Raw genomic sequence first — 17,389 nt, 5'->3', positions numbered from 1 at the left:
ATGGCGGTGCTCATGAACGACGTGACTGAAACGGCGGAGATCCCGAAGGCGCGCTCGCCGCTGCGTACGCTTGCAGGGCCGCTCCTCATCATCGCCGCCGCGATTGCCGGTTATTACCTGTTTCCGGATAATCTGGCGCTTCTGACCCGCATCATCGCCATCGCGCTTCTGGTGCTGTCGATCGATCTCGTCACCGGTTATTGCGGCGTCGCCACGCTTGGCCACGCCGCCCTCTTCGGTGCGGGCGCTTATGCCGCCGGCATCGCCGCCGCCCATTTCGGGATTACCGATCCGCTTTTGATGACCGCAATCGGCGCGGGCGCGGGCGGCGTTGCCGGGCTGGTCTCCGGAACGGTTCTGTTGCGCGCCCACGGCCTGCCGCAGCTCGTTCTTTCCATCGCCGTCATCCACCTGTTCCATGAGGCTGCTAACAAGGCATCGGGCTGGACGGGCGGCAGCGACGGGCTTGCCGGCGTTTCCCCGGACGCGCTGTTCGGCACCTTCGAATTCGATCTTTTCGGCCGCACCGCCTATATTTACGGCGTCTGTCTGCTGCTCGTCGTTTTCCTCGCCCTCAGGGTCGTGGTCAATTCGCCCTTCGGCATGTTGTGCCGTGGCGTCAAGCAGGACAGCATCCGCATTCAGGCCATGGGCGGCGCCGTCAACGGCACAATTTTGAAGATGTTCGTCATATCAGGCGTCGTCGCCGGCATTGGCGGTGCGCTGAACGCCATTTCCACCCAGGTCGTCGGTCTCGACAGCCTCAGCTTCACGCTTTCGGCCGAAGCGCTGGTCATGCTGGTGCTCGGCGGCGCGGGTTCGCTTTACGGCGCGCTGATCGGCACTGTCACCTTCATGTGGTTCGAAGATGTCGTTTCCGCCGCCAATCCGTTCCACTGGCTCACCATTGTCGGCCTGCTGCTGATTGCCGTCGTGCTTTTTGCGCCGCGCGGCCTTTATGGCGCGGGTGAGCAGATCATTGCGCGCATCCGTGGAGGTCACAAATGAGCGCCATTTTCGAAGTCTCCGGCCTCAAGAAGAATTTCGGCGGCCTCGTCGTCACCAACAATGTCTCGCTGTCGCTTTCGCCGGGAGACCGCACGGTGCTGATCGGCCCCAATGGCGCCGGCAAGACCACCTTCGTCAATCTCGTCACCGGCAATATCAAGCCCTCGGCCGGCACGGTGCGCATCGCCGGCGAGGACGTGACCGGCCTCAGCGCCAGCCAGCGGGTGAAGCGCGGCCTCGTGCGCTCCTTCCAGGTCACAAGGCTGTTTCAGGACATGACGCCGGAGGAACATGTGGCACTTGCCATTCTCCAGCGCGAAGGCAAGACGGGCCGGATTTTAGGCCGTTACCGCGCCATGCCTGCGGTGATGAGCGAAGCCCGCGACATTCTCGGCACGCTTGGCCTTCTCGCACTTGCCGAAACAAAGGTGCGCGAAATCGCCTATGGCCAGCAGCGGCTGATCGAGATCGCGCTTGCCATGGCGCTTCGCCCGAAAATCCTGCTGCTCGACGAACCGGCCGCCGGCGTGCCTTCCACGGAAACCGCGCGAATCGAACAGGCGCTCGACCGGCTGCCGGCCGACCTCGCGATCCTGATGATCGAGCACGACATGGATCTGGTCTTCCGTTTTGCCAAACGTGTGGTGGTACTCGCCGCAGGCGCAGTCATCTTCGACGGTTCGCCTGAAGACGTCACCAGCAATGCGGAAGTCCGCCAAGCCTATCTGGGAAGTTACGCCGATGCCCGCAGCGCCGCTTGAAATCGTCAACCTCACCGCCGGTTATGGCCCCACCCGCGTCATCGAGGGCCTGTCGCTTTCCGTGCCGTCGGGCTCGCGTTTCGCGGTTCTTGGCCGCAACGGCGTCGGCAAGACCAGCCTCTTCGCCACGCTGGCCGGCCAGACGAAACGCTTTGCCGGCGATATCCGTATCGGCGGGCAGGACATCGCCGCCCTTCCGAGCGCTGCCCGCGCCAAAGCCGGCCTCGGCTACGTGCCGCAGACGCGGGATGTCTTCCCGACGCTCACCGTCGAGGAAAACCTGTTCGTCGGCCTCAAGACCCGGCCGAAATCGGCCATCGAGGAAGCCTACACGCTGTTTCCGCGCCTGAAGGAGCGCCGCCGCAATCTTGGCTCGCAACTTTCCGGCGGCGAACAGCAGATGCTCTCCACCGCCCGCACGATTCTCGGCCAGCCGCGCGTGCTGCTGCTCGACGAGCCGCTGGAGGGCCTCGCCCCCGTCATCTGCGAGGAGCTGATGGCGGCCTTCTCCAAACTGGCGCAATCGGGTGAAATGACCATTCTCCTCGTCGAACAGCGCATCCAGATGGCCATCGACTTCGCCGACCACGCCATCATCATGGAACGCGGCCGCATCGTCTGGGAAGGACCGTCGAGCGACCTTGCGGAGAACCCGGATATTATCAATACGCATCTTGGCGTTGGCGGGTTGCACTAACCTGAAACGCTATTCACCTTCAGCCCGTCATTCCGGCCTTGCGTCGGAATGACGGAAGCGATGCCTCGCGGGCACCACCCAGCCTCATTTACCGTCTCCTAAAAAACCCAATGGAATAAAAATTCCACTGCAGTTAAAGTGCACACGATTTCAGTCTGCACAAAGGAACGACAATGACGGCAATCGAGGCGCCAGAATCCGTAAAGGCTTTTGAGGAGCGGCTGCTCCAGGTCGCGGAGGGTTTGCCGAAACGATTGCGGCAATGCGCCGATTATGTCGCTTCCAATCAGGATCGCATTGCCGTTTCCACCGTCGCCGAAATGGCTGAGGGTGCCGGCGTGCAGCCCTCGGCCTTCATGCGGTTTTGCCAGATCATGGGCTTTTCCGGCTTTTCGGAAATGCAGCGGCTGTTCCGTGATTCCTATGTCGGCGGCTGGCCGGATTATGCCACGCGGCTCGACCATCTGCGGGAGAAGGGCGATGAAAGCGCATCCGGCCTGCTTGCCGAATTCGTGGAGGCCGGCCGTTCCTCGCTGGAAATGCTGCTGAAATCGGTTGATACCCGCCAGCTTGACGAGGCGGTTTCGGCGCTGGCGAAGGCGCGCACCGTGCATATCATCGGTCTGCGGCGCTCTTTCCCCATTGCCAGCTATCTCGCTTACGCCTTCGAGAAGATGAAGGTGCCGGCGGTTCTGCACAGTGCGGTCGGCGGGCTCGGCAATATCAGCGCCATTTCCCGTGACGATGCGCTGATCGCGATCACCTTTTCCCCCTATTCCACTGAGACGCTGGAGCTGGCGGAAAACGCCCGCGCCAACGGTATTCCGGTCGTGGCGCTTTCCGATTCCGCCGTCAATCCGCTGCGCAAATCCGGCGCGACGCTGCTGACCGTCACCGAGATCGATTTCGGCGCGTTCCGCTCGCTTTCCGCCACGCTCTGTCTCGCCATTACGCTGGCCGTGGCTGTGGGAACTCGCAAGACGGCCTGAATATTTTTATTGAAAACGGGAAAAATAGAATTTATGATCCAAATCCATGAAACGGGCGTTCCATAATCGTTCGTCTCGTGACGGGATATGTGAGCGGAGGAGGCTCACCGAAACGGGATGGCGATAGGTGGCGGCATGACTGATCCGCCCGACACCATGAGGCACACCGCGCCAAAGCGCGGTGCTAAGGAGGAACCTTTTGAAAAAACTTGATCTCATCACGATCGGGCGCTCGTCTGTCGATCTTTACGGTTCGCAGGTTGGCGGCCGTCTGGAGGACATGGCCTCCTTTGCCAAATATATCGGCGGCTCTCCCACCAATATCGCCGCAGGGGCTGCGCGCCTGGGGCTCAATAGCGCCGTCATCACCCGTGTCGGCGATGAGCATATGGGCCGCTTCATCCGCGAACAGCTGGTGCGCGAAGGCGTCGACGTGCGCGGCGTGAAGACGGACCCGGAGCGGCTGACCGCACTGGTGCTGCTCGGCATTCGCGACCAGAACCAGTTCCCGCTGATCTTTTATCGCGAAAATTGCGCCGACATGGCGCTCAGCGAAGACGACATCGATCCCGCCTTCATTGCCGAGGCAGGCTGCGTCTGCGCCACCGGCACGCATCTGTCGCATCCGAAGACGGAAGCGGCGGTGCTGAAGGCGCTGAAACTCGCCCGCGAAAATGGCGCGAAGACCGCGCTCGATATCGATTACCGGCCCAACCTCTGGGGTGTGGCCGGCCATGGCGATGGCGAGAGCCGTTTCGTCGAATCGCAGAAGGTCACCGCCAAGCTGCAATCCACCCTGCATCTCTTCGATCTGATCGTCGGCACCGAGGAGGAATTCCACATTGCCGGCGGCTCCACCGATACGCTGACCGCGCTGAAGGCCGTGCGCAAGGTCTCGAATGCGACGCTGGTGTGCAAGCGCGGCCCGATGGGTGCTTCGGTTTTCGCCGGCGAAATTCCTTCCAGCCTCGACGATGGCGAAACTGGCGAGGGTTTTCCGATCGAGGTCTTCAACGTTCTGGGTGCCGGCGACGGCTTCATGGCCGGGCTGTTCCGCGGCTGGCTGCGCGGCGAAGACTGGCCGACGACGCTGAAATACGCCAATGCCTGCGGCGCCTTCGCCGTCTCCCGCCATGGCTGCACGCCGGCCTATCCAAGCTGGGAAGAACTGCAATATTTCTTCAAGGCCGGCATTCGCAACAAGGCGCTGCGCAAGGACGAGGCACTGGAGCAGGTGCACTGGTCGACCAACCGCAAGGGCGACTGGGACACGATGCGCGTCTTCGCCTTCGACCACCGCATGCAGCTGGAAGCCATCGCCGACGAGCTTGGCGTGAAGCACGAGCAGATCGGCGCTTTCAAGAAGCTCTGCCTTCAGGCCGCGCAGCATGTTGCGGGCGACAGGCCGGGTTACGGCATTCTCTGCGACGGTCGTCTCGGCCGTGACGCCCTGTTTGCCGCCAGCGGCTCAGGCCTGTGGATCGGCCGCCCGGTGGAATGGCCGGGTTCGCGCCCTCTGACGCTGGAACCCGATCTCGGCAAGGATTTCGGCGGTCTTTCCGAATGGCCGCTTGAAAATGTCGTCAAGGTTCTGTGTTTCTATCATCCCGACGATACGGATGAGATGCGCGCCGCGCAGGAAGAGACGGTCATGCGTCTGTTCCAGGCGACACGCCGCAACCGGCTGGAAATGCTGCTGGAGGTCATTCCCTCCAAGGTCGGCCCGACCGACGATCTCACCGCCGCCCGCATCATCGAGCGCTTTTACGAAATCGGGGTCTATCCCGACTGGTGGAAGCTGGAGCCGATGAAGACCCGCGCAGCCTGGAAAAACGCCTGCGACGCGGTGCATCGCAACGATCCTTACGTGCGGGGCATCGTCGTTCTCGGTCTCGACGCACCGCAAAGCGAGCTGGAGGAGAGCTTCCGCCTTGCCGCCGGTTTCGATCTGGTCAAAGGTTTCGCGGTTGGCCGCACGATTTTTGCGGATGCCGCCCGCAGCTGGCTCGGCGGCAAGATGACCGATGAGGAAGCGGTCAGGGATATGGCGCAGCGCTATACCAGCCTGTGCCGCATTTGGGATGAGGCGCGCGCCAAAAAGGGAGAGGCAGCGTGAAGACAATCAGAATGACGGCTGCGCAGGCCATGGTTCGTTACCTGGCGGCGCAGATGAATGAACATGGCGAAACCTATATCGCCGGCATGTGGGCCATTTTCGGCCATGGCAATGTCGCCGGCATCGGCGAAGCGCTTTATGGTATCAGGGACGAACTGACGACCTATCGCGGCCAGAACGAGCAATCCATGGCCCATGCGGCCATTGCCTACACCAAGCAGCTGCGCCGCAGACGCGCCATGGCGGTCACCTCCTCCATCGGACCGGGTGCTGCAAACATGGTGACGGCGGCAGCGCTCGCGCATGTCAACCGCCTGCCGGTTCTGCTGATCCCCGGCGACGTCTTCGCCAATCGCGGCCCCGATCCGGTCTTGCAGCAGCTCGAAGATTTCGGCGATGGCACGATGACGGTGAATGACTGCTTCCGCCCGGTCAGCCGTTATTTCGACCGCATCATGCGGCCGGAACAGTTGCTGACAGCCCTTCCCCGCGCCATGCGCACCATGACCGACCCGGCCGATTGCGGCCCCGTCACGCTTGCCTTCTGCCAGGATGTGCAGGCGGAAGCCTATGATTATCCTGAAAGTTTCTTCGAAAAGCGGGTCTGGCGTCAGCGCCGTCCGGAACCGGATGTGGTGGAATTCGAAGAGGCCGTCGCGGCCCTCAAGGCGGCAAAAAACCCGATCATCGTTGCCGGAGGCGGTGTGCATTTTGCCGGCGCAACCGAAACGCTGAAGCGCTTTGCCGAAACCCACTCCATTCCCGTCGTCGAAACGCAGGCCGGCAAATCGGCATTGGCGTGGGATCACGATCTCAATTTCGGCCCTGTCGGCGTTACCGGTGCGGAAAGCGCCAATATCATCAGCGAAAAGGCCGATCTGGTCTTCGGCGTCGGCACCCGTTTTCAGGATTTCACCACCGGCTCTTGGGCGCTGTTCAAGAACCCGAACCGTAAAATTCTTGCGCTCAACGTTCAGCCCTATGACAGCGCCAAGCATGATGCGATCAGCCTGACGGCGGATGCGAAGATCGGGCTTGAGAAACTTTCCGCAGCACTCGGCAGCCACCGGTTTGCGGCGCCGGATGCCGGTCTCAAGGCTGCATGGTTTAAAAAGGCCGATGCCGATACGGCAGCGCCGGGCGAGGACAACGCCAACAGCCTGCCCACCGACATGCAGGTCATCGGCGCGGTGCAGCGCCAGTCGCGTGACAATACCGTCGTCATATGCGCGGCGGGCACCATGCCGGGCGAGCTCCACCAGCTGTGGAAATCCAAGCTGCCGCTCTCCTATCACATGGAATACGGCTTCTCCTGCATGGGTTATGAAGTGGCCGGCGGCCTCGGCATCAAGATGGCGGAACCGGACCGCGACGTGATCGTCATGGTCGGCGACGGCTCCTACATGATGATGAATTCCGAGCTTGCCACATCGGTTGCCATGGGCGTGAAGATCACGCTCGTCATCACCGACAACAGGGGTTACGGCTGCATCAACCGCCTGCAGATGGAAACCGGCGGCGCGGAGTTCAACAATCTCTACGCCCATACCAACGTCAACCCGATTGCCATTGATTTCGTGGCCCATGCGGGCTCGATGGGCGCGGATGCACGCAAGGTTTCCACCATAACCGAGCTGGAAGAGGCGCTTGCCGCGGCCCGCGCATCCAGCCGCACCACCGTCATCGTCATCGATACCGACCCTTACCCGACGCCGCAGGCCGGCGGTCACTGGTGGGATGTCGCGGTGCCTGAAGTTTCCGACCGCGCCGAAATCGGCCCGGCCCGCGCCCGTTATGAAAACCATCTCAAGGAAAGACAGTAAGATGATCCGTTACGGTACCAACCCGATTGCCTGGTCCAATGACGACGACCGCACGCTGGGCGCTCATATCAGCCTCGAACAATGCCTCGATGAAACCGCCAGGATCGGTTTCGACGGCATCGAGAAGGGCCACAAGTTCCCGACCGAGCCGGAAGGCCTGAAGGGCGTGCTTTCGCCGCGCGGCCTCTCCTTCGTCTCCGGCTGGCATTCGCTGAACCTTCTGACCGACGACATCGAATCCGAAAAGAAGGCGATGCAACCGGCGCTCGATCTCCTGAAGGCCATGGGTTCGAAGGTCATCATCGTCTGCGAGACCTCCAATGCCATCCACGGCGATGACAACAAGGCGCTGGTCGACCGTCCGCGCCTTGCGGCCGGGGACTGGGCGAAATTCGGTGCGGGTGTCGAGGCGCTGGCCGCCTTTGCCGCAGAACAGGGTATCACCCTCGTTTATCACCACCACATGGGAACGGTGGTCGAGAGCGAAGAGGAAATCGACCTTCTGATGAAGCATACCGGCCCGAAGACGCATCTGCTGCTCGATACCGGCCATTGCCTGTTCGGCGGCGGCGATCCCGTGCGCGTTGCGCAGAAATACATGGATCGTGTCGGCCATATCCACGCCAAGAACGTGCGTCCGGTCATTGCCGATCAGGTGCGCAATGAGCGGCTCTCCTTCCTCGAAGGCGTGCGCCGCGGCGTGTTCACCGTTCCCGGCGACAGCGAAGGCGGCGTGAACTTTCCGCCGGTGCTGAAGGTGGCGGCCGAGCATGGTTACAGCGGCTGGCTGGTGATCGAGGCCGAACAGGACCCTGACGTGCGCAACCCGTTCGAATATCAGAGCCTCGGGCTGAAATCGCTGAAGGCTTTTGCGCGCGAAGCAGGGCTGGACAAGGCTCAGGCTGCTTGAGTTGAACCGACAGCGGGTGGCGCACCCCGCCCGTCATACCGGCCTTGAGCCGGTATCCAGCCAGCCCAAGTCCTTGGGCTGAAAAGAGTTGTCCCCGCCGCGCGGACGCGCGTCGGCTGGACCCCGGCTCAAGGCCGGGGTGACGAGACGGCAAGAACCAACGAACGACTGACCAAAAAGGAACACCACCATGACCTCACTTCTGCGCAAGCCGGTCGCGACCAGCGGCAAGGTGCATGATATCACGCCCCAAAGCGCGGATTGGGGCTATGTCGGTTTCGGCCTTTATCGCCTGAAGCCGGGCGAAACGGCGGCGGAAAACACCGGCGATACGGAAGTCATCCTCGTGCTGGTCGAAGGCAAGGCGACGATTTCCGCAGGCGGTAAGGATTTCGGTGAACTCGGCGACCGCATGAATGTGTTCGAGCGCAAGCCGCCGCACTGCGTCTACGTGCCCGCCGGCTCCGAATGGTCGCTGACCGCCACGACCGACTGCACCGTCGGCGTCTGCACCGCGCCCGGCGAAAAAGGCAGTCGCGAGGCGCAGCAGATCGGCCCGAACGGCGTGCAGCTCACCGAGCGTGGCAAAGGCGCCAATACGCGTTACATCTTCCCCATCGCCATGGAAGAACGCGATGTGGCCGACAGCCTGCTGGTAACGGAAGTCTTCACGCCGTCGGGCAACTGGTCCTCCTATCCGCCGCACCGGCATGATGAGGATAACTATCCCGATATGACCTATCTGGAGGAGACCTATTATCATCGCCTCAACCCGGCGCAGGGTTTCGGTTTCCAGCGCGTCTTCACCGAAGACGGTTCGCTGGATGAGACCATGGCGGTGTCGGACGGCGATGTCGTGCTGGTGCCCAAGGGCCACCACCCCTGCGGCGCGCCCTATGGTTATGAGATGTATTATCTGAACGTGATGGCCGGGCCGATGCGCAAATGGCGCTTCAAGAACCACCCGGATCACGACTGGATTTTCAAGCGGGATAATCCTTAAGCCGCCAACGTACACAGCGCACGCCTCATCCCTGTGCTTGTCACAGGGATCCAGCCAGCCCAAGTCTTTGGGCTGAAAGGACTCTTCCCGCCACGCAGACGCGTGTCGGCTGGATTCCTGTGACAAGCACAGGAATGAGGAGAGGAAAACGCAAGCCATTTGAATCTAAACTCTCGGGAGGAGAATACCATGGCCGCTCTTGGCGTGGGCCTTATCGGCACCGGTTACATGGGCAAATGCCACGCGCTGGCGTGGAACAATGTCACCAGCGTCTTCGGCGATGTGGAACGCCCCCGCCTTGTGACGCTCGCGGAAGTCAATCCCGAGCTTGCCGCGAAGAAAGCCGCCGAGTTCGGCTTTGCCCGCTCGACAGGCAACTGGCGCGACCTGCTTTCCGACCCCGAGATCGACGTGATCTCGGTCACCACGCCCAACGCCTTCCACCCGGAAATGGCGATTGCCGCCCTTGAGGCCGGCAAACATGTTTGGTGCGAAAAGCCGATGGCGCCCACCTTTACTGACGCGGTGAAGATGCGCGATGCGGCCCGCCGTTCCGGCAAGGCAGCGGCGATGGGCTACAACTACATTCAGAACCCCGTCATTCGCCATATCCGCCGCCTGATCGACGAAGGCGCCATCGGCAAGGTCTATCATGCCCGCGCCGAAATGGACGAGGACTTCATGGCCGACGCCACCCAACCCTTCTACTGGAAGAGCGAAGCCTCCTCCGGTTATGGCGCGTTGGATGATTTTGCCGTGCACCCGCTGTCGCTGCTCTTCGCTCTCTTCGGCCATGCCGAAAGCGCCATCACCGACATGGTGAAACCTTACGAAACCCGGCCGCTTGCCGGCGGTGGCGACCGCGCCGTCGAAACACATGACCTCGCCAGCGTGCTGCTGAAGCTCGAAGGCGGCATTTCCGCCGTGCTCATCGCCAACCGCTCCGCCTGGGGCCGCAAGGGCCGTATCGCCATCCAGATCTACGGCTCCACCGGCTCGATCCTGTTCGATCAGGAGCGGATGAACGAGTTCCAGCTTTACACCACGGATGGACGCCCGGAAGAACAGGGTTTCAGAACCATCCTCACCGCGCCGCACCACAAGCCCTATGACCGCTTCATCCCCGCCCCCGGCCACGGCCTCGGCTTCAACGATCTGAAGGTGATCGAATGCCGGGAACTGATCGCGGCAATCGAGGGCAAAAAGGCGCATATCATCGATTTCGAGGAAGGCCTGAAGATCGAGCGCAGCATCCATGCCATGGCCCGATCGTTTGCCGAAGGGCGCTGGGTGGGAAGCGCGGAGATTGCGGAATAGGTGAAAGCATTCGTGGGGTGGCGGCAAGGCCTCCCCACTCGACGTCATCTACCGAGGGGTTTAGGGCAACTTTACCGCTCACTTGGGGCCATCCCCGGGACAACCCTGGAACTTTGCCGCCCCCCCCGCGACGTCATCCTCGGGCTTGACCCGAGGATCCATGGTTAGGCTGGGTTTTAGATCCTCGGGTCAAGCCCGGGGATGACGAAGGAGAGGGCGAAGCCTTCGCCCCAGTCTACACGTCGAAGGCTGCTCTTCGCAGCCCTCGCCCCTTCCCCAAAGCCTCACCCCTTGACCGGCGTTTCCGGCACCGGCGTCAGCACCTTGCCATCCCTGAACCAGCCGAGAATATTGTCGGCCACCAGATCGGCCATGGCGTTGCGCGTCGGGATCGAGGCGGAGGCGACATGCGGCAGCAGGGAGACATTCGGCAGCGACAGGAAGGCTTCCGGCACCTTCGGCTCGGCATAAAACACATCGAGACCGGCAGCCCCCACAGCACCGCTCTTAAGCGCCTCAAGCAGCGCATCCTCATCGACGCTGGAACCGCGCCCGACATTGATGAACACGCCCTCAGGCCCAAGCGCCGTCAGGATTTCGGCGTTGATCGCCTTGTGCGTTTCCGGCGTGCCGGGCACGATGCAGATCAATATATCGACCGCTTCCGCCATCTCCTTCAGCGAGCCGTAATAGGTGTAAGGGAGGCCATCGCGCTTGCTGCGGGTGTGGTATCCGATCTCCACCTTGAAAGGCTCCAGCCGCTTGGCGATTTCCTGGCCGATGCGGCCCATGCCAAAGAGACCGACCTTGCGACCGCGCAGCGAAAACGGCGACAGCGCGAACGGACCTTCGCCAACCCATTTGCCATCGCGCAACCAGGTCTCGGCCTGATAGAGCCGGCGCACGGTGTTGATCAAAAGCGCAATCGTCGTATCGGCCACCTCGTCGTTCAGCACGTCAGGCGTATTCGTCACCACGATGTTGCGCGTGGCGGCATGTTTGGCATCGACGCCGTCATAGCCCACGCCGAAATTGGCGATGATCTCGAGCTTCGGCAGCGCATCGATCCATTTGGCGTTGACGACGCCGGAAACGGCAATGGCGTTAACACGCTCGGCCACACCATCAGGCAGAACCGGCTCGGCGCCGGCAGGCACGGCCACGATCTCGACCTTGCCTTCGAGGCGTTCGAGAACGCGCGGGTTTATCTTGCCGGGAACGAGAACGACGGCCTTTTTGTCAGACATGAGCGGATATTCCTCCTGATAACATTCCGATAGCCGGAGCGGGTTTCAGGCGAACCTTTCGCCATCCCACTCCTCTGGGCGGCGATCCTTTCAAACAAAGACGGCCGTGAAAAGGGCAATAAGGGGATGCTATGGGGGCAGACGGAAGTTTCATGCCGATTTTTTTAAGCGCCCTCACCGTCATGGCGGACTGGATCCGGCATCCAGCCAGCCCAAGTCCTTGGGCTGAGAGAGTCTTTTTCACCGCGTGGACACGCGGTGGCCGGATTCCGGCTCAAGGCCGGAATGACGGAAAGGTGCAATGCACAGAATGCACACCATTTCCCATCGTTTGAAGCCTTACACCCGCGGCCGCACCGGCCCGGTCGATTGCCGGATGCGCATTTCCGGCTTGATGAGGTGAATACCGTCAGGCTCGTGGCTGCCCGCCAGCCTGTCCAGCAGCGCGCGGGCCGCCAGGCGCCCCACCTCGGCCTGACCGTTGGAAACGGTGGTCAGCGCCGGCGTGGCAATCGCCGCCTCTTCCAGATCGTCGTAGCCGGTGACGGAAATATCGACACCCGGCACCAGACCGGCGCGGGAAATGCCGTTCATGAGACCGATGGCGACGAGATCGTTCCAGCAGACGGCGGCGGTAGGCTTCTGCGGCAACGAGAGGAAATGCACCGCCGCCTCGAAACCGCCCTGTTTGGAGCGCGGGCCGGGAATGCGCAGGTTCGGATCGACCTCGATGCCGGCCTTGCGCAGCGCATTGACGTAACCCTGGTAACGGTCGCGGCCCGTCGAGGTCTGGTCGGTGCCGCCAACCATGGCGATGGTGCGGTGGCCGAGGCTGATCAGGTGGTTGGTGGCGAGCGAAATTCCGTAGCTGTCGTCGCCGCGATAGGTCGGCATGTCGACGCCGTCCATGGAACGGGCCACCAGAATGGCCGGCATGCCGTTTTCTTCGGCCAGCGTCATGTCCTCGATCGGCGTGCCGATGGCCGGCGACATGATGATGCCGTCGGAACCGAGCTGCAGCAGCGTTTCGATGAAGGTGCGCTGCTTCTCCACCGAATCGTAGTGGTTGGAAAGAATGAAGGTCTGGCGGCTGCGGTCCAGCTCGCTTTCGATGGCTTTCAGAATTTCCCCGTAAAACGGGTTCATCACATCGTGGAATACCACGCCGACAATGCCGGAGCGCGAGGTGCGCAGGCTGGCGGCGCGGCGGTTATAGATATAACCCAGCGCCCGCGCCTGTTCCTTGATCTTGTCGCGCGTATCGGCCGCAACCAGCGGACTGTCACGCAATGCAAGCGAAATGGTGGCGGTCGAAAGACCGAGGCTTTCGGCAATCGTGGACAGTTTGACCTTTTGGGCCACGGCATTCCTCCCCCAAACGCATGTCAGCGACGGACGTCCCTGTTTAAATTGCAATTAAACAATTTAAACAAAATCCGCAACCCGTTTAAGGAATACCCACAAAACAGATGTTTCTTTTAAAAATTTCAACAAAAATTATTGAAGATTGGCGTCTATGGCCTTCAGAAGTTTAACGATGTTGCGCACATCCTTGGCTGAAAGCCCCTCTATCGCCCTTGCTCCACAGTCCGCTATCGAGGTGTTGATGTGGTCGACGCTTTTCAGGCCCGCTTCCGTCAGCTTCACCAGCGTCACGCGGCCATCCTCGTCGTCGCCGCTGCGTTCCACGAAACCCTGGGCCTCCATGCGGCCGATGGTGCGCGTCATGGTGGGCGCCTTGACGCCGAGTTTCTGGGCGATCTGCCCCGGTGTGAGGCTGCCTTCCTGCGCCAGCGCCAGGATAACGCCGTCTTGGCCGGCATAAAGCCCGCTTTCGGCAAGGCTGTGGCTCAGCGCCGTGCGCATGGAACGGGCCGCCTGGGTAATGGATTGCGCCAGTTCCTCAGGGTTGAAATTCTCATCCCTCTTTTTGGCGTCCTTTACCTTCTTGCCGCCCTTTTCCTTCTTGGCGCTTTTGTCCTTATGCCCGGTTTTGTCCTTGCTCATATGCGAGTGCCTTTTACCCTGTGGCGGAACCGATATATGTTGCTGGAAATCCTTAACGAATGCACGCGCGGACTGCCAGATGCCAAACTCATACACGCATTATCACGACGAAAACGTAACAGACCCGCATCTTCGCGCAACAGGTGCAATTTCAGTGCTGCCGCTCGGCGCACACGAGCAGCATGGGTCGCACCTGCCGTTCGAGACCGATACGCTGATTGCAGCGGGTATTGCTGCCCGCCTTGCGACCGCCCTGCCCGGCCATCTGCCCGTTTCCTTCCTGCCGGTGGAACCGGTTGGCTATTCCATCGAGCACATGAATGTGCCGGGCACAAAAACGCTGCGTTACGATGAGGCCGTCGAGCGCTGGCTCGGCATCGCGGAAGCAGAATATGAAAAGGGCGTGCGCAAATTCGTGATGCTGAACGCCCATGGCGGCAATTCACCGCTGATGACCATCGTCGCCACCGAGGCCCGCGCCCGTTTCGGCATGCTGGCGGTCGCGACAAGCTGGACCCGTTTCGGCGTACCGGCCGATATCGTGAAACCGAAGGACAAGGCGGTCGATATTCATGGCGGCGATATCGAGACATCGGTCATGCTGGCGCTTCATCCCGAGCGGGTGGCGATGCAGAAGGCCGAAAACTTCCCCTCCCGCCAGAGCGATTTCGCCAGCCGCTTCAAACACCTGCGCGCCTATGGCCCGCATGCCTTCGGCTGGCTGATGAGCGATCTCAACCCCGACGGCGTTGCCGGAAACGCCGCCGCCGCAACAGCGGAAAAGGGCGAAAGGCTGATTTCACACGCTGTGAATAGCCTTGTCGAACTGCTTGAAGATATCCACGCTTTTGACATAACGTTATTTCATAACAAAATTTGAGTGCCATGGCCGAATTCGGCCAAAATCTCTTTGAACTGCCAGGACGTCGCGCCTATATGGACGACAACACATCTTCCTGAGGCCATCAGGCCTCTCTCCACGCGGGGTTTTCCATGACCGAAACAGCAACAGCCAAGCCCATTCCAGTCACCGTCTTGACGGGATATCTCGGCGCCGGCAAAACGACGCTTCTCAACCGCATTCTCTCCGAGAACCACGGCAAGAAATACGCTGTCATCGTCAATGAATTCGGCGAGATCGGCATCGATAACGATCTGATCGTCGAGTCCGATGAAGAAATCTACGAAATGAACAATGGCTGCGTGTGCTGCACGGTGCGCGGCGACCTGATCCGCGTCGTGGAAGGCCTGATGCGCCGTCCCGGCCGTTTCGACGGCATCATCGTCGAGACGACAGGCCTTGCCGATCCGGTTCCCGTCGCCCAGACCTTCTTCATGGATGACGACGTGCGCGCCAAGACCGAGCTTGACGCGGTCGTCGCCCTCGTTGACGCCAAGCACCTGCCGCTGCGCCTGAAGGACAGCCGCGAGGCCGAAGACCAGATCGCCTTTGCCGATGTCGTCGTCGTCAACAAGACCGATCTCGTTTCACCGGAGGAAGTCGCCCGCATCGAGGATATCGTGCGCGCCATCAACCCGTCCGCGCGCATTTACAAGACCACCCGTTCCGGCGTCGATCTCGCCCGGGTTCTCGACCAGGGCGCCTTCAATCTGGAGCGCGCGCTGGAAAACGATCCGCATTTCCTCGAGCACGGCCATGACGACCACGTCTGCGGCCCCGATTGCGACCATGATCACGGCCATGACCACCATCATCACGACCATGATCACGGGCATCATCACCACGATCACGACCATGGGCACGACCACCATCACCATGGCGCTGTCTCGCCGATCCATGACGTGACGGTGCAGTCGGTGTCGCTGCGCGGCGGCGAGATGAACCCCGAGCGGTTCTTCCCTTGGATCCAGAAGGTCACCCAGACCGACGGCCCGAACATCCTGCGCCTCAAGGGTATCATCGCCTTCAAGGGCGATGCGGAACGTTACGTGGTGCAGGGCGTGCACATGATCATCGAAGGCGACCACCAGCGCCCGTGGAAGGAAGACGAAAAACGCGAAAGCCGCCTCGTCTTCATCGGCCGCGAACTGGACCGCGAGAAGCTGGAAAAGAGCTTCAACGCCTGCCTCGCCACGGCCTGAGGTTTTCAAGGGACGCACCGAGACGCTCATGCTCGGTGCCCTCCCCACGTTCGACGTCATTCTCGGGCTTGACCCGAGGGCCCATTGCCACCAGCATGTGGATGGTCGGGTAAAGCCCGACCATGACGCGACGGGTTGAAACCGCACCAACGGGTCCTCCCGACCTTTGTCAGCGACCGAAATCCACCAAACGAAAAACACAGATACGAAAGACCGATGCCCCATGCCGACTGTTGCCCCGCTTGATATCGAAGGCCACGTGGTCTCGACCCATTTTCTCGGCGACATTCCCCTGTTTGCCACCGCCGCCGGCACCATTCATCGGCTGGATGGCGGCGAGAAGGTGACTGAGGCGCATGACGGGCTTCTGACCTGCGTGCGCGATCCCTATAGCGCCACGCTGCTTTCCGGCGGTGAAGACGGCCGTGTGCTGCGCATCGGCCATGACGGCAGCATCGGCGAAATCGCCAATGTGCCGCGCAAATGGGTGGGCGTCGTGGCCGGCGGGCCGCAGAAGGCTGTCGCTTATGGTGTCGGCAAGTCCAGCTTCGTCCGGCTGTCGGACGGCACGGTCAGGGAATTCAAGGAAGAGCGCACGGTGGAGGCCATCGCCTTCGCGCCCAAGGGCCTGCGCATTGCCGTTGCCCGTTATAACGGTGTGACATTGCACTGGGTGTCAACGGCCGGCGACCCCGTCGATCTCGAATGGAAGGGCGCCCATACCGGCGTCACCTTCTCGCCCGATGGCAAGTTCCTCGTCACCACCATGCAGGAAAACGCCCTGCACGGCTGGAAGATGGAAGCCACCAAGGGCGGCATGGAAGCGCGCCACATGCGCATGACCGGTTATCCCGCCAAGGTCAAATCCGTCTCCTGGTCGGCAAAGGGCAAATGGCTCGCCTCATCAGGCGCACCGGCCGCCATTGTCTGGCCATTTGCCGGCAAGGACGGCCCGATGGGCAAGGCCCCGGAAGAACTCGGCACCCGCGCCAACATCATGGTCACCAATGTCGCCTTCCACCCCGTGGAAGATGTGCTCGCCATCGGCTTCATCGACGGCATGATCCTCGGCGTGAGGCTCGCGGACGGCAAGGAGGCCCTGCTGCGCCGCCCCGGCAAGGGCGCCATCACCAGCATGGACTGGAGCGCCACCGGTAAATTGCTCGCCTTCGCGTCGGAAGCGGGGGATTGCGGGATCATCGATATTTCGGCTTGAGTGCTGGACACGGGCGTAACAGGCCGCCCCGCACTCCCCTCATTCCTGTGCTTGTCACAGGAATCCAGCCAGCCCAAGTCCTTGGGCTGAAAGGAGTCTCCCGCCGAGCAGACGCGCGTCGACTGGATTTCTGTGACATCCTCGGGCTTGTTCCGGGGAACAAGAATGAGGGTCGTCCGCTATGTCGCCGCC

The 17,389-nt window shown here is 61.5% G+C and carries 15 protein-coding genes; 12 read left to right on the top strand and 3 right to left on the bottom strand.

Annotation, left to right across the window (positions count from 1 at the left end; genetic code table 11):
- From N5D22_RS18760 to N5D22_RS18720, 9 genes are all read left to right on the top strand, one after another.
- Positions 1-1,008: a branched-chain amino acid ABC transporter permease gene (locus N5D22_RS18760; RefSeq protein WP_279658282.1), complete on the top strand. Its 1,008-nt coding sequence runs from the start codon at positions 1-3 to the stop codon at positions 1,006-1,008.
- On the top strand, positions 1,005-1,769 hold the full coding sequence (locus N5D22_RS18755; RefSeq protein WP_279658283.1) for an ABC transporter ATP-binding protein: 765 nt from the start codon (positions 1,005-1,007) through the stop codon (positions 1,767-1,769). Before N5D22_RS18760 ends, N5D22_RS18755 begins: the two co-directional genes overlap by 4 nt.
- The gene (locus N5D22_RS18750; RefSeq protein WP_279658284.1) at positions 1,750-2,466 is read left to right on the top strand and encodes an ABC transporter ATP-binding protein; all 717 of its coding nucleotides are present in this window, start codon (positions 1,750-1,752) and stop codon (positions 2,464-2,466) included. The genes N5D22_RS18755 and N5D22_RS18750 overlap by 20 nt, the downstream gene beginning before the upstream one ends.
- Before the next feature lie 173 nt (positions 2,467-2,639).
- The gene (locus N5D22_RS18745; RefSeq protein ID WP_080819069.1) at positions 2,640-3,455 is read left to right on the top strand and encodes a MurR/RpiR family transcriptional regulator; all 816 of its coding nucleotides are present in this window, start codon (positions 2,640-2,642) and stop codon (positions 3,453-3,455) included.
- A gap of 199 nt (positions 3,456-3,654) precedes the next feature.
- Positions 3,655-5,571 (top strand): 5-dehydro-2-deoxygluconokinase, encoded by a 1,917-nt coding sequence (gene iolC, locus N5D22_RS18740; protein WP_279658285.1) that lies wholly within the window; start codon positions 3,655-3,657, stop codon positions 5,569-5,571.
- Positions 5,568-7,394, top strand: a complete 1,827-nt coding sequence (gene iolD, locus N5D22_RS18735; protein WP_279658286.1) for a 3D-(3,5/4)-trihydroxycyclohexane-1,2-dione acylhydrolase (decyclizing) — start codon at positions 5,568-5,570, stop codon at positions 7,392-7,394. Before iolC ends, iolD begins: the two co-directional genes overlap by 4 nt.
- Position 7,395: 1 nt before the next feature.
- Positions 7,396-8,304 (top strand): myo-inosose-2 dehydratase, encoded by a 909-nt coding sequence (iolE, locus tag N5D22_RS18730; RefSeq protein ID WP_279658287.1) that lies wholly within the window; start codon positions 7,396-7,398, stop codon positions 8,302-8,304.
- A gap of 190 nt (positions 8,305-8,494) precedes the next feature.
- Complete coding sequence (iolB, locus tag N5D22_RS18725) at positions 8,495-9,307, top strand: 5-deoxy-glucuronate isomerase (RefSeq protein WP_003519834.1); 813 nt, start codon at positions 8,495-8,497, stop codon at positions 9,305-9,307.
- Between the two features lie 189 nt (positions 9,308-9,496).
- Positions 9,497-10,624 carry a Gfo/Idh/MocA family oxidoreductase gene (locus N5D22_RS18720; RefSeq protein ID WP_279658288.1) on the top strand — a complete coding sequence of 376 codons (1,128 nt, stop codon included), beginning with the start codon at positions 9,497-9,499 and terminating at the stop codon, positions 10,622-10,624.
- Positions 10,625-10,908: 284 nt separating this feature from the next.
- Here N5D22_RS18720 and N5D22_RS18715 read toward each other — a convergent pair whose 3' ends face one another.
- From N5D22_RS18715 to N5D22_RS18705, 3 genes are all read right to left on the bottom strand, one after another.
- Positions 10,909-11,871 carry a 2-hydroxyacid dehydrogenase gene (locus N5D22_RS18715; protein WP_279658289.1) on the bottom strand — a complete coding sequence of 321 codons (963 nt, stop codon included), beginning with the start codon at positions 11,869-11,871 and terminating at the stop codon, positions 10,909-10,911.
- A 339-nt stretch (positions 11,872-12,210) separates the two neighbouring features.
- The gene (locus N5D22_RS18710; protein WP_003505469.1) at positions 12,211-13,233 is read right to left on the bottom strand and encodes a LacI family DNA-binding transcriptional regulator; all 1,023 of its coding nucleotides are present in this window, start codon (positions 13,231-13,233) and stop codon (positions 12,211-12,213) included.
- 135 nt (positions 13,234-13,368) lie between these two features.
- The gene (locus N5D22_RS18705; protein WP_279658290.1) at positions 13,369-13,878 is read right to left on the bottom strand and encodes a MarR family transcriptional regulator; all 510 of its coding nucleotides are present in this window, start codon (positions 13,876-13,878) and stop codon (positions 13,369-13,371) included.
- Positions 13,879-13,957: 79 nt separating this feature from the next.
- Between N5D22_RS18705 and N5D22_RS18700 the strand changes: the two genes are divergently transcribed.
- From N5D22_RS18700 to N5D22_RS18690, 3 genes are all read left to right on the top strand, one after another.
- Positions 13,958-14,758 (top strand): creatininase family protein, encoded by an 801-nt coding sequence (locus N5D22_RS18700; RefSeq protein ID WP_279658291.1) that lies wholly within the window; start codon positions 13,958-13,960, stop codon positions 14,756-14,758.
- Positions 14,759-14,871: 113 nt separating this feature from the next.
- Positions 14,872-15,981 carry a GTP-binding protein gene (locus N5D22_RS18695; RefSeq protein ID WP_279658292.1) on the top strand — a complete coding sequence of 370 codons (1,110 nt, stop codon included), beginning with the start codon at positions 14,872-14,874 and terminating at the stop codon, positions 15,979-15,981.
- Positions 15,982-16,204: 223 nt separating this feature from the next.
- Entirely contained in the window at positions 16,205-17,197 is a 993-nt protein-coding gene (locus N5D22_RS18690; protein ID WP_279658293.1) for a WD40 repeat domain-containing protein, read from the top strand.
- Positions 17,198-17,389: the final 192 nt, after the last annotated feature.

Source organism: Agrobacterium sp. GD03872 (assembly GCF_029840625.1).
Classification (GTDB): domain Bacteria; phylum Pseudomonadota; class Alphaproteobacteria; order Rhizobiales; family Rhizobiaceae; genus Agrobacterium; species Agrobacterium fabrum_A.
The sequence above is the reverse complement of the archived record's forward strand: the minus strand, read 5'-3'. Positions and strand labels throughout refer to the sequence as shown.